Source organism: Arthrobacter sulfonylureivorans (assembly GCF_047607445.1).
GTDB lineage: Bacteria > Actinomycetota > Actinomycetes > Actinomycetales > Micrococcaceae > Crystallibacter > Crystallibacter sulfonylureivorans_A.
In genome coordinates this window covers 1-12251 of sequence record NZ_JBLKRT010000059.1, presented here as the reverse complement: position 1 = coordinate 12251, position 12251 = coordinate 1, and the positions used below count along the sequence as shown (strand labels likewise).

Below are 12251 nucleotides of genomic sequence, written 5' to 3'. Positions count from 1 at the left end.
CGCCCAGACCGAGCTGGAACTGCAGCGGCTCACCGAGGACCGCAAGGTCAAGGGCGCGGAAGGTATCGCTGACCTGCTGCGCCTGCTGGGACCGCTCACGACGGCGGAGATCGCCGCCCGCGTCCAGCCCCCCAACCCGGTGGTCGGGTCTCTGCTCGGCGCTGGCGCGCCTCCGCCGACCACCGACGAGACCACCCCGGTGATCGACCAAGCGAGCGCCGGCCCCCCGGTCGTCGACCAAGCGAGCGCCAGCGAGCGCGCGGAGACCGGGTCTCTACTCGGCGCTGGCGCGCCTCCTTCGACCACCGACGACGCCACCGCCATCGCCCACGTTGAACCTCTGCTCGCCGAATTGGCCAAGGCCAACCGCGCTTTGAAGGTGGGCGTCGCCGGCGTCGAACGCTGGGCCGCAGTGGAAGACGCCGCCCGGCTCCGCGATGCCCTCGGTGTCCCGTTGCCGGTGGGAGTGCCGCTGGCCTTCATCGAGCCCGTGGCCGACCCACTGGGCGACCTAGTCAGCCGCTACGCCCGCACGCACGGCCCCTTCACCGCCACCGAGTGCGCCCGCCGGCTGGGGCTAGGCCCCGCCGTCGTCCATACCGCGTTGCAGCGCCTGCTCAAGGACGGCCGCGTGGTGGAAGGCGAGTTCCGCCCGGGCGGTGCGCCGGATGCCGAGGACGGCGGGGCCCCGGGCAACGCAGCCATGGTCGACGGGCAGCGCGCTACGGCCCTCGCTCCGGACCAGCGCCAGACCGAGTGGTGTGACGTCGAGGTGCTGCGCAAAATCCGCCGCCGCTCGCTGGCGGCGCTGCGCAGGGAAGTCGAACCGGTGGACCCTGCCACCTACGGGCGGTTCCTCCCGGCCTGGCAGAATGTCGGGGCCAAGCTGCGGGGACTGGACGGCGTGGTCACGGTAGTGGACCAGCTGTCCGGTGTCCCCATTCCCGCCTCGGCGTGGGAACCGCTCATCCTGGCGTCACGCGTGTCCGACTACGCGCCGTCCATGCTGGACGAGCTCACCGCCACCGGCGAAATCCTGATCGCCGGCGCGGGCTCGATGCCCGGCAACGACGGCTGGATCAGTCTCCATCTGGCCGACACCGCGCCGCTGACGCTGAATCCACCATCAGATTTCGAGCCCAGCGTCCTGCAGTACGAACTGCTGAACGCACTCTCCGGCGCCGGAGGCTACGGCGGCGCCTACTTCTTCCGGCAACTCTCCGACTTGCTGGCAGCCAACGGCACCCAACCGGGGGACGACGCCGTCGTCGGCGCCCTGTGGGACCTGCTCTGGGCCGGGCGGATCACCAACGACACGTTCGCCCCGGTGCGTACGCTGCTGGCCGGCGGCACCACGGCACACCGGCAGCGCAACGCACCGCCTCGGGCGCGGTCGGCGCGGTTGGGGCGGATGGGTCGGATGCACGGATTGGGCGGGGCCGGCCTGCGTCCGGGTCCCGGTGCCGGCCCGGGCTCCGGCGCCGGCCTGCCCCGGACCGCACCGCCGAATGCCGCCGGCCGCTGGTCCCTGCTGCCGGCCCCGGAAGCCGATCCCACCGTGCGGGCTCACGCCACCGCCGAACTGCTGCTGGACCGCTACGGCGTGGTCACCCGCGGATCGGTTGCCGCCGAATCGGTGCCGGGCGGCTTCGGCCTGATGTACAAGGTGCTGGGCAAGCTGGAGGAGACCGGCCGCTGCCGCCGAGGTTACTTCATTGAGCATCTGGGGGCCGCCCAGTTCGCCGTCTCCCCCACGGTTGACCGGCTGCGCTCCTTCAGCCGCGACGCCCAGCTGGGTGAGCAGGCGCCCACCGCCGTGGCCTTGGCCGCGACCGATCCGGCCAATCCCTACGGCGCGGCCCTCGCCTGGCCGGCGCAGGAGTCCGGCCACCGGCCGGGGCGCAAGGCAGGCGCCCTGGTGGTATTGGTGGACGGCGAGCTGGCCCTGTATTCCGAACGCGGCGGCAAGACGCTGCTGGCGTTTACCGAGGACGAGGAGTCGTTGGCACTCTGCGGCCGGGCCTTGGTGCAGGTGATCCGGCGCGGTGCAGCGGACAAAATGGCGGTGGAGAAGGTCAACGGCGGCCCCATCCTGGACACGCCGCTGGCCCGTGCGCTGATGGATGCCGGTTTCTACTCCACTCCGCGGGGACTGAGGTTCCGTGCCTGAAGGGGACACGATCTGGCGTGCCGCCCGGCGCCTACACGCGGCGCTGGCCGGTCAGGAGCTCACCGGCAGCGACTTCAGGGTGCCGCGCTACGCCACACTGGACCTGTCCGGGCAGACGGTGGACGAGGTCCGCTCCCGGGGCAAGCACCTGCTGATGCGGATCGGCGGGCTCACCGTGCACTCACATCTGGGAATGGACGGCAGCTGGCAGATCTACCAGCGCAACGAGCGCTGGCGGAAGCCCGCTTTCCAGGCCCGCCTCATCCTCTCCACCAGCACGACGACGGCGGTGGGCTTCGCGCTGGCCGAGCTGGACGTGGTGGCGCGGACGGACGAGGACAAACTGGTGGGCCACCTGGGACCGGACCTGCTCGGGCCGGACTGGGATGCTGACGAGGCCCTGCGCCGACTGCGCCAGGAGCCCGACCGTCCGATCGGACTGGCCCTGCTGGACCAGCGCAACCTCGCCGGCATTGGCAACGTCTACCGCTGCGAGGTCTGTTTCATCGCCCGGGTGCACCCGTCCACCCCGGTGGGACAGGTGCCGGATCTCCCGGCCATGGTGTTGAAGTCCAAGCAGCTGCTGGAGGTCAACAAGGACCGCAGCAGCCGCAGCACCACCGGGTCGCCCGCCCGCCGCGAATCGTTCTGGGTCTACGGCCGGGCCCGCCGCCCGTGCGCCCGCTGCGGGACCCCGATAGCCCACGACCTGCAAGGCAATACCGAAACAGACCAGCGAGACGTCTACTTCTGCCCGCACTGCCAGCCGCTTGCCTCCTGATTGCGCTCCCCTGTGCACCGCAGCCGGGCCCTTCCCGGCGTAGGCCGGGCAGTACGAACCGTAAGATGGTGACGACAAGAGACGAAGGGGGCCCATGAGCTGGCTGCAGACGATTCCGGCTGTGCTGGTCGCCATCGTCCTCGTCTTCGGACCCGGCCTGCTGTGGGGCGCCGTGCTCGGCTTGCGCCGGCTGTCCCTGGTGGCACTGGCTGGCCCGTTTGGCGTCACCGCCATTGTGCTCGCCGCCGAACTGGGCCGCCTGATCGGCCTGCGGTGGGCATGGCCGCAACTGCTGGCGGTCACCGTGTTGGTCGCCGCCGTCCTTTGGCTGCTCCGCCGCAAGCTGGGCCACCGTCTGCACCGGGATCCGGAAAAGCCGAACGTACCGGCCCCCTGGCGCGCGGTTGCGCTGGCCTGGGCAGTGTCGGCGGTGCCGCTGGCCGCGGCGATGATCTTCATCTTCGGTGCCCCGGACAACATCGCGCAGTCGCACGACAACATCTTCCATCTCAATGCGCTGCGCTACATTTCCGACTCCGGCAACGCCTCCTCGCTGACGCTGGGCTACCTGGGCACCACCGACCGGGGTGTTTTCTACCCGGCAGGCTGGCACGATGTGGTCTCGCTGGTGATGATCACTGCCGGTCTGCAGCCGGCGGTGGCCATCAACGTCACCAACCTGGTACTGATCACCGGCATCTGGAGCACCGGCTGCCTGTTCATGGTCAGCCGCATCACCGGCGAGCGCACCATGCCGTTGCTGGTGGCTGCGGTGGTCTCGCTCTCCTACAGCAGCTTCCCCTACCTGCTGCTGGAATTCGGTGTGGTCTATCCGTTCATGCTCTCCATTGCCATGCTTCCGGCCGCTTTGGGCGTGGTGTTCCAGCTGCTCCGCTTGGGCGTGCACACACGGGTGTCCACCGAAGGCAACGTGCTGTTGCTGGTCGGGCTGTTGCCGGGCATGGCGCTGTCCCACCCGGCCACGATTATGGGGCTGTTGGCGCTTTCCGTGCCGCCGGTCGTCGCGGCCGCCTACCCGGCACTGCGTGCCACGGAACAACGACGGCGGCTGCGCGCCTGGGTGGGCACCGGCGCCTTTCTGGCGGTCCTGGTAGCGCTCTGGATCATCCTCCGTCCTGCCCGCAGCAGCAGCACCAACTGGGACAACATGGGCAACGCCGCGGCCGCCCTGGGCGAAGTGGTACTGAATTCCCCGCTCAGTCGGCCGATCTCCATCCTGGCCACCATCTTGACCATCGTGGGCGCCGCCGTCGTCTTCAATCTGCGCAAGAACCGCTTTGCGTTAGGCATGTATGCCGTGGGCGCCGCCCTGTACGTGATCGGCAACTGGCAGGCGATGCCCGGGCTGCGCTGGTGGGTGGCCGGCATTTGGTACAACGATTTTTTCCGGATCAGCGCCATGCTTCCGGTGGCGGGACTGCTGATTGCGTCTATCGGCGGCGTAGCGCTGGCCGGAACGGCGCGTTCCTTCTTCCGGGCCTCGCTGGCCCGCCGCGAGAAGAAGCAGCCCGCCTGGGTCCGTCCAGCCGCCACCGGCGTGCTGGTGGTCATCAGCTTGGCGGTGGTGCCGCTGTTCGCGGTACAGCGCGGCATCTCTGAGGCCGCCGCCAAGTACCGGTTTACGGACAGGTCGCAATTGCTCACCGCCGATGAGCTCGCCCTGATCAAGCGGCTTCCCGACCGGGTTCCCGAGGGTGCGGTGATCGCCGGCAACCCGCTGACCGGAGCCTCGCTGTCCTACGCCTATACCGGCCGTCCAACCCTGGTCCCCTCGGGAACCACGTCCCCCAGCGTGGACGGCAAGCTCATCATGGACAAACTGGACGAGATGCGGACCGATCCGGCAGTCTGTCCCGCCGTGAGGGCACAAAACGTGCAGTTCGTGCTGGACTTCGGCGACCGCTCCGTCCATCCCGGGGAAACATCCTCGGTGCCGGGCCTACAGGAGCTGACCGAGGCCAACGGTTTCGAACTGGTTGACTCCGAGGGCGACGCCAAGCTCTATCGGATCACCGGCTGCCCCTAACCAGCCGGCTCCGTCCGGGAACAGTGCGGGCCTGTGGTTGGCGGTCAGCCGGTACCCTTGATGGGTGATGGAATCCCCGCTCCCGGTGCGCGACGGCGTTAATGCCACCCGTTTGCGGCTGCCCGGCGACGGCCCGTGGGAGACGGCAATGGACTACATGCTGCACCGGTGGGGCCATGTGGATCCGGACGGCATCATGGACCGGTTCGACCGCGGCGAGATCGTGGGCGAAGGCGGCGCCGTGCTGAGCCGGACGACTCCGCTGGATGCCCACACCTTCATTTGGTACTACCGCACTTTGCCCTTCGAAAAGCGGCTGCCGGTGGAGATCAACATCCTGCACCAGGACGAGAACATCCTGGTGGTGGACAAGCCCCACTTCCTGCCCACCACCCCCGGCGGCACGTACATCCAGGAGTCGGCGCTGGTCCGGCTGCGCCGCCAACTGGATATTCCGGAGCTGATTCCCATGCACCGGCTCGACCGCCTCACCGCCGGAGTGTTGCTCTTCTCCACCAACCCCGCCACCCGCGGGAAATACCAAGTGTTGTTCGAAAAGCGCCTGGTGCAGAAGGAATACGAAGCCATCGCGCCGGTAGATCCGCAACTCCAGTTCCCGCAGACGGTGCGCAACCGCATGACCAAGTCCCGTACCTACCTGCTGGCCCAGGTGGTCGACGGCGAACCCAACACGGAGACCCGGATCGAGCTGCTGGAACAGCGCGGCGGGACGGGCCGCTACAAGCTGGAACCGCATACCGGAAAAACCCACCAATTGCGCGTGCACCTGGCCTCGCTGGGCATCGGCATCCTGCACGACCCGTTCTACCCGGTGCTGTTGGACCAGGCCCCCGACGACTTCGAGCGGCCGCTGCAACTGTTGGCCCGCAGCATCTCCTTTACCGACCCGATCAGCGGGAATCCGGTGGAATATCGCAGTCGGCTGGACCTGTCCGAATGGGCAGCCCTCGGCGCCGCCGGTGTGGTGGATGCCGGCGGCGCCTCAGGATAAGGAAGCCTGCCTAGTTAGACCCGGCCCGTAGCCGTTCCTCCCACATTCGTATCGCGCCGGCGCGTGAGCAGCAGGCCCAAGGCAATCATGGCCACACCCAGGATGAAGTGCAGCCAGGTGTCGGCCGTGTTCAGGGGGACAAAGTTGGCCGCGCTCTGCTGGTCAATGAACAGCCCGTAGAGCCAGAGCACCAGATAGATCACGCCGCCCCAGATGAGGTAGTTCCGGGCGCCAGGGATGCTGCGGGCCAGCACCAGCCCGGCTATGCCGAACAACAGATGGACGATGTTGTGCAGGATGGACACCTGGAAAATGCCCAGCAGCATCGCCTCGGATTGGTGGCCAGCGGCCGCCAGCTGGTCGTAGTTCGTGGTGATCCCGGGAATGAATCCCAAGACCCCGACCAGCAAAAAGACGATCCCGAAGACCAGTGCGGCTAGCTGAACCGGAGTCCTGCCGGTGCGTTGGGATTGGATGTTGCGTTCTGCAGTCATGGCAATCTTCCCGTCTGGCGCCGACGGCCCAGAGTCACCTTCGACGTCGGTAGATGTGGCTCCTGACAGCTCCAACGATACAATAAGGCTGCTTAGGAGTTAAGAGTTCCCGCTCCCACGGGGGCCCCTCAGCACATCAACGGGCTGGCACAGCCACTCGCGGGGACGACCCAGCCCCGCCGCGTGGACAACGTCGCGGGGACAACTCAGTCCACTCGCGTGGACAACTCAGCCCCGTTCCACGGCCGTACCCTGCGCCGCAGTGCCGGCGAGCGGGGGCAACGTGATGACGGCAAGCGGCTCCCGCCGGCCTTCGACATAGAACGCCAGTGTTCGAGCAGCAGGCGAAAGTGCGCCTTCGAACACGACGCTGACAATGTCTTCCAGGTCCCGATCACCGGAGACCTCGTACAGCTGGGCAAACGTGCGGCCACTGCCATCCGCTGCAGTCATCTCTGCCCGGGCCAACAGCCAGGGGACCAGCGGATCCTCACCGCGGAAGCGCGCAATGATCCGATGGGGCAGCAATTCGACAATGGTCAGCGTCAGGAACCGCTCGTCATCCCAGCGACAGCGCACGTTGCACAGAATGGTCTCAACATTGGACGAACCAACCGGCTCGATACCCATACGAAAGCAGCTCCCCAACCTGATATCCGGCCTGCGGCCGCATTCCCTTAATCATAAGCAAACTGTGCATGCCGATCGAAATGTTTCACTCACCCATTGCCGCGGCCCTCGATCGGGGCATTTGTTGGATCCATCCGTGAGAGTCGCCTACTGCCTCGAATGCCGGTGTACCGTGTCAGTTTTTTGCAACGGAATCGGACAGATCCACTGGTCATACGGTTGCTCATTGAATGCTCCCCGCCTAGCGTGGACTGCACCCGGCCCGGACGCGGGACCAACCCAGATCGATGAGCAGGCGGCAAAGACGGCGGGCCAATCCACCGCGGAGGTCCCCGCAGACGTTGTCAGGAGTAACGGCCCGCCCCTGCGGCCGCAGTGCCGCCGGGTCGGCCCGCTCCAGGAAGGCCCAACATGTTCCACCGCAATATCGCCGATAACATCCACCGCGTCGCCCACGCCGATGTAAACCTCTACATCGTGGAAGACGGCGACCGGATCATGCTGGTCGACGCCGGCCTGCCGGCCATGTGGAAGATGACCGTGGCAGCTATCCGGGAACTGGGCCGTTCGCCCCGCGACATCACGGCACTGGTGCTGACCCACGCGCATTTTGACCATCTAGGGTTCGCCGCCCGGGTGCAGCATGACCTCGACGTTCCGGTCTATTGCCACCCCGACGACTACTACATTGCCGCCCATCCGTACCGGTACAAGCACGAGAAAAGCCGCCTGATCTACCCGGTTAAATATCCCCGCTGCATTCCCATCCTGGGCCGGATGACCGCCGCCGGTGCGCTCATTGTCAAAGGGGTATCGGATCTGCGGCCGCTCGACGGCGCGGCGGCAGCATCGCTGCCCGGCTCACCGGTGGTGGTGCCCACCCCCGGGCATACGGCCGGCCACTGCGCCCTGCACTTCCCCGAGCACGGCACCCTGATCAGCGGCGACGCGCTGGTTACGCTCGATCCCTATACCGGGGCGCACGGGCCGCACATCGTGGCTGCAGCGGCCACGGCGGACACCCGGCAGGCGCTCGATTCGCTTCAGGCCTTGGCGCAGACGGATGCACGCGTTGTGTTGCCCGGCCACGGCGAGCCGTTCCGCGGCGGCATTGCTTCAGCGGTGCAGGAAGCCATAGACCGCGGACCCTCCTGATGGGCAGGGCACCGCCCTTCAAATCTCTTCAGGCTGCAGACCGTGGACCAGAGTTAGCCGCCGAGTTCAGCATGCACCCGGCGGAAGGTCTCTGCCAGCCCGGCAGAGAACAGGACGAATTCGACCACCTGCACACCGCCGTCGTACTCCAGGACCTGGCCGATGCCGCGGCGGGCAACGGTTTCCGCCTCCCAGCCGTACACGCCGGCGCCGATCGCCGGGAAAGCCAGTGTCTCGGCGCGCAGTTCGTCGGCGACACGCAGCGATTCCCGGAAGCAACCGGCCAAAAGTTCCGGGTCCGTCTGGCCGGCACGTCGATTGGGCCCCACCGTGTGGATCACCCATTTGGCCGGCAGGAAGTACCCCTCCGTGGCGGCAGCGCGGCCGGGCGGCAGGCCGTCCGGCAACTCGCTGGCGCGCAGCCGGCGGCAGGCTTCGAGCAGTTGCGGTCCCGCCGCCGCGTGGATGGCGCCGTCGACGCCCCCGCCGCCCAGCAGGCTGGAATTGGCGGCGTTAACGATGGCGTCCACTTGACGCTGGGTGATGTCGCCTTCGAGGATGCGGATCTCCACGTTTGCCAGTCTGCCACCGGGCCGCAAATCCCGATAGATTGGGCCAATGGAGATTCCCGAGGGGCCGCTGCAGTGGGTGTACTATCCCATGACGCTGCTGCTGGTGATTCTCGACGCCGCGGTGCCGGCCGCGCCGTCGGAAGTCATGGTGATCGGGGGCGGTACGCTGCTGGCCAACGGGGAACTGATCCTGCCGTTGGTGTTCCTGGCCGTGATGCTGGGCAGCTGGCTCGGTGACCTGCTGTTGTTCCTGCTCTTTCAGCGCGGCATCAACACCTGGCTGAACCGCTACAGGTGGGGCCGGAGGATCGACCGGGCGGTGACGCTGGCGCTGAGCAAAGCCGGTGAATCCTCCACCTACGCTGCCGTGGTGGCAGCCCGCTTCATTCCGGGCGGCCGGACGGCGGCGGTCGCGGCCTCCGGGCTGGCCGATGTTCCGTTCAAGCCGTTCCTGCTGGCCTCGGCCGCCGGGTCTGCGCTGTGGGCCACGTGGATGGTCGGCTTGGGCTTCGTGGCCGGGCGGGTATCCGTGTTCCCCTTCTGGGTCAACATCCTGATCGGTACACTCGTGGGCATTGTGGTGGGGTCGATGATCGCCATGGTGATCGGCTACCGACGGCGCAGTAGCAGCCGCGGCGGCGCGCTCCCGGTCCGTGAGGCAGCCACCACCGCTGTCCCCGAATTAGGAGCCGAGTGAAACCTGAAACTGCCATAGCCCAGCCCGTCGCCCCAACCACGAACTCCGTCGCCGGAAACATCCGCACCATGCTGGCGACAGACTTGGCCAGGCAATGTGCCGTGACTGGCTCGCTGCTGCTCTGCCTGCTGGCGGGCCTGCGCGGCGCCGGCCTGCTGGGCGGGACCGGTATCAAAGACGCCGCTTCCGGTGCCTTTGCCCCCGACTTCACGCTGCTGGCATTGGAGCCGCGGGCGTTCAGCATCTGGGCCGTGATCTATCTGGGCCTGCTGGGTTACACCCTCTTCCAATGGTGGCCCGTGGAGCGTGCTTCACAGCGGCAGCGCCGCATCGGCTGGGTGGTGGCAGCGTCCATGCTGCTCAACGCCGCGTGGATTTTGGCTGCCCAGGCGGGCAACGTTGGCCTGACCTTGGTCCTGATTCTGCTGCTGGTAGCCGCATTGGCCTGGATCGTCGACGGTTTGACGCGCTACCCCTCGCCCTACCGGGTGGACACGCTGCTGGTGGACGGGCCGCTGGGCCTCTACACCGGCTGGGTCCTGCTGGCGGCTGCTCTGAATGCCAGCAGCTGGCTGACCATCCGGGGCATCGACTGGTTCGGTTGGAGCGGCGAGCTCTGGGCTGTCATCGCGGTGGCGGTTGTGTCGCTGGCCGGGGCGGTGGTGGCCATGACCGGCCGCGGGCGGATCTCTACGGTCCTGGCACTGGCCTGGGGGCTGGGCTGGCTGGCCTATGACCGCTTTTTGGGCCAGCCGGAGTCCGCTCCGGTGGCGATGGCCGCCGGCTTTGGGCTGTTCTTTGTGCTGGTCTGCGGCATTTCCCGGCATTTCCAGGTGGGCCATGCCGAACGCCGCGCGCTGCGGCGCGGTGAACCGCTGGACTGAGCAACTAGAGAAACCGACGACGGCGGACGGCCGGGTTCCGCGGAACGGCCGGGTTCGGCGGGCGGACGCGGCCCGGAACGGTCTCAGCCGACAGGCGCCCATTTGCCGCGCGAGCGCCGCAACACCGCGAGCCTGGCCGTGGTGGCGACTTCTTCCACCGCGTGCCGCATGTTGGCCCCGGCCTGCAGGGCCTGGCGGTTCTCGGCCGCATAGGCATTGGCGTCCACGGTGAACCGGACGGTAATCCGCGGGACGCCGGCCACCACATCCAACTGGTTCGCTTCCACGATGTGCGCCGCTCCCACGGCTGCCACCGCAGCCTCCATCACCGCCTCCGGCTGGTTCCCGGGCCGCAGGCCAGTGATGTTCAGCTGGGCACGGAAAGACGGCATCCCTCAACTTTAGCGGCGCCGTCTGATGCAGCGCGCCGGGCCTGACGCACGCTAGCGGCGGTGGATGGACTTGTAGCTCAGGTACGCGTTGAGCCCCTCAATTCCGTACTCGGTGCCCAGCCCGGAATCGTGCCGGCCGCCGAACGGGGCGGAGTGGTTGGAGGCGAAGAAGTTGAGGCCCACCGAGCCGGTGTCCATCCGGTCGGCCACCGCGAGCGCGGCGGCCTGGTCTTGGCCAAAGACGATGCCGCCGAGGCCGAACTCGGTGTTGTTCGCCAGTGCCACGGCGTCGTCCACGTCGGTGTATTTCAACACGGAGATGACCGGCCCGAAGACCTCTTCGCGGGAAATCCGCATCTGGGGTGTGACATCGGCGAAGACGGTGGGCTGCACGAAGTAGCCGCCCTCCAGTCCGCCGCCGAGCCGCGCGGCATGTCCGCCGGTGGTGGCCCGGGCCCCTTCCGACCGGGCGGAATCCAGGTAGTCCAGCACGGTCCGGTACTGGGACTCGGTGGCCGCCGGTCCGAAGACCGTCGCCGGGTCCAACGGGTCGCCCTGTACCCCGGCGGCGATGGTCGCCGTCACCATGTCCACCACCTGGTCATAGCGTGACGCCGGGGCCAGAATGCGGGTGGAGATATAACAGGTCTGACCGGTGTTGCGCATGCAGGAGCGCACCAGCACCTTGGACATTTCGTCCAGGTCGGCGTCCTCGAGCACCACGGCGCTGGACTTGCCGCCCAGCTCCAGCGTGACCGGCCGCAGCAGTTCCCCGCAGGCAGCTGCGATCTTGCGGCCCACCGGGGTGGAGCCGGTGAACGCCACCTTGTCCACGCCGGGGTGCTTGACCAAGGTGTCGCCGAGCCGCCCGGACCCGGTGACCAGGTTGACCACGCCGGACGGCACGCCAGCGGCGGCCACGGCATCCACGATCAGCCGGAAGGACAGCGGGGTGGGCGAGGCCGGCTTCATCACCACGGTGCAGCCGGCCAGCAGCGCGGGCGCCAGCTTGATCACCATCAGGTTGATCGGAAAGTTCCAGGGTGCAATCAGCCCGCACACCCCGACCGGGTCGCGGCGCACTACCGATTCGCCGCCGCCACGCGGGAACGGGCGGACGTCCTCGCGCTCGAGGTATTCCGCGAGCGTGGCGAAGTAGCGGAAGATGCCGGCCGCGTTGGCGGCGGCGCCGGAGGATTCGGAGACCGGCGAGCCGTTTTCACGGGTGTTGGTCAGGGACAACGCCTCGGCGCGCTTCTCCACCTCGTCCGCGATCCGCAACAGGTACGCCGCGCGCTCCGAGGGTGCCAGCTTCGGCCAGGTGCCGGCGTCGAAGGCCCGCCGGGCGGCGGCCACCGCGGCGTCGACGTCCTCGGCTGTTCCGTCCGGCACTGATCCCCAGACCTGTCCGGTGGCC

At 67.9% G+C, this 12251-nt stretch carries 12 protein-coding genes; 7 read left to right on the top strand and 5 right to left on the bottom strand.

The features are described from left to right. The 4 genes from ACMX2H_RS18265 to ACMX2H_RS18250 all read left to right on the top strand — a co-directional run. A partial coding sequence (locus tag ACMX2H_RS18265) for an Lhr family ATP-dependent helicase (RefSeq protein ID WP_462677838.1) occupies positions 1-2170 on the top strand: 2170 nt, incomplete at its 5' end. Then, positions 2163-2951: an Fpg/Nei family DNA glycosylase gene (locus ACMX2H_RS18260; protein ID WP_414962602.1), complete on the top strand. Its 789-nt coding sequence runs from the start codon at positions 2163-2165 to the stop codon at positions 2949-2951. The genes ACMX2H_RS18265 and ACMX2H_RS18260, both read left to right, overlap by 8 nt. Positions 2952-3045: 94 nt before the next feature. Beyond that, positions 3046-4998: a DUF6541 family protein gene (locus ACMX2H_RS18255; protein ID WP_414962600.1), complete on the top strand. Its 1953-nt coding sequence runs from the start codon at positions 3046-3048 to the stop codon at positions 4996-4998. A gap of 67 nt (positions 4999-5065) precedes the next feature. Continuing rightward, the gene (locus ACMX2H_RS18250) at positions 5066-6010 is read left to right on the top strand and encodes an RluA family pseudouridine synthase (protein ID WP_414962604.1); all 945 of its coding nucleotides are present in this window, start codon (positions 5066-5068) and stop codon (positions 6008-6010) included. A gap of 14 nt (positions 6011-6024) precedes the next feature. Here the strand turns inward: ACMX2H_RS18250 and ACMX2H_RS18245 are convergent, their stop codons facing one another. Beyond that, the gene (locus ACMX2H_RS18245) at positions 6025-6504 is read right to left on the bottom strand and encodes a DUF4383 domain-containing protein (RefSeq protein ID WP_414962598.1); all 480 of its coding nucleotides are present in this window, start codon (positions 6502-6504) and stop codon (positions 6025-6027) included. Positions 6505-6732: 228 nt separating this feature from the next. Continuing rightward, entirely contained in the window at positions 6733-7134 is a 402-nt protein-coding gene (locus ACMX2H_RS18240; RefSeq protein WP_414962596.1) for a hypothetical protein, read from the bottom strand. Positions 7135-7545: 411 nt separating this feature from the next. On the opposite strand from ACMX2H_RS18240, the gene ACMX2H_RS18235 reads away from it, so the two are divergent. Further along, positions 7546-8289 carry an MBL fold metallo-hydrolase gene (locus ACMX2H_RS18235; RefSeq protein ID WP_414962594.1) on the top strand — a complete coding sequence of 248 codons (744 nt, stop codon included), beginning with the start codon at positions 7546-7548 and terminating at the stop codon, positions 8287-8289. Positions 8290-8342: 53 nt separating this feature from the next. Here the strand turns inward: ACMX2H_RS18235 and ACMX2H_RS18230 are convergent, their stop codons facing one another. Continuing rightward, positions 8343-8861, bottom strand: coding sequence for an O-acetyl-ADP-ribose deacetylase (locus ACMX2H_RS18230; RefSeq protein WP_414962592.1), 519 nt, complete (start codon positions 8859-8861; stop codon positions 8343-8345). Positions 8862-8907: 46 nt separating this feature from the next. On the opposite strand from ACMX2H_RS18230, the gene ACMX2H_RS18225 reads away from it, so the two are divergent. Then, entirely contained in the window at positions 8908-9558 is a 651-nt protein-coding gene (locus ACMX2H_RS18225) for a DedA family protein (RefSeq protein ID WP_414962590.1), read from the top strand. Next, positions 9555-10442 carry a tryptophan-rich sensory protein gene (locus tag ACMX2H_RS18220; protein WP_414962588.1) on the top strand — a complete coding sequence of 296 codons (888 nt, stop codon included), beginning with the start codon at positions 9555-9557 and terminating at the stop codon, positions 10440-10442. The genes ACMX2H_RS18225 and ACMX2H_RS18220 overlap by 4 nt, the downstream gene beginning before the upstream one ends. Before the next feature lie 83 nt (positions 10443-10525). Here the strand turns inward: ACMX2H_RS18220 and ACMX2H_RS18215 are convergent, their stop codons facing one another. Next, positions 10526-10834, bottom strand: a complete 309-nt coding sequence (locus tag ACMX2H_RS18215; protein WP_414962586.1) for a hypothetical protein — start codon at positions 10832-10834, stop codon at positions 10526-10528. 51 nt (positions 10835-10885) lie between these two features. Continuing rightward, a partial coding sequence (locus ACMX2H_RS18210; RefSeq protein ID WP_414962584.1) for an aldehyde dehydrogenase family protein occupies positions 10886-12251 on the bottom strand: 1366 nt, incomplete at its 5' end.

Excerpts from the sequence above, each read along its gene's own strand:
- ACMX2H_RS18255 (WP_414962600.1), top strand. The coding sequence starts at position 3,046 with ATGAGCTGGCTGCAGACGATTCCGGCTGTGCTGGTCGCCATCGTCCTC.
- ACMX2H_RS18250 (WP_414962604.1), top strand. The coding sequence starts at position 5,066 with ATGGAATCCCCGCTCCCGGTGCGCGACGGCGTTAATGCCACCCGTTTG.
- ACMX2H_RS18245 (WP_414962598.1), bottom strand. The coding sequence starts at position 6,504 with ATGACTGCAGAACGCAACATCCAATCCCAACGCACCGGCAGGACTCCG.
- ACMX2H_RS18240 (WP_414962596.1), bottom strand. The coding sequence starts at position 7,134 with ATGGGTATCGAGCCGGTTGGTTCGTCCAATGTTGAGACCATTCTGTGC.
- ACMX2H_RS18235 (WP_414962594.1), top strand. The coding sequence starts at position 7,546 with ATGTTCCACCGCAATATCGCCGATAACATCCACCGCGTCGCCCACGCC.
- ACMX2H_RS18225 (WP_414962590.1), top strand. The coding sequence starts at position 8,908 with ATGGAGATTCCCGAGGGGCCGCTGCAGTGGGTGTACTATCCCATGACG.
- ACMX2H_RS18215 (WP_414962586.1), bottom strand. The coding sequence starts at position 10,834 with ATGCCGTCTTTCCGTGCCCAGCTGAACATCACTGGCCTGCGGCCCGGG.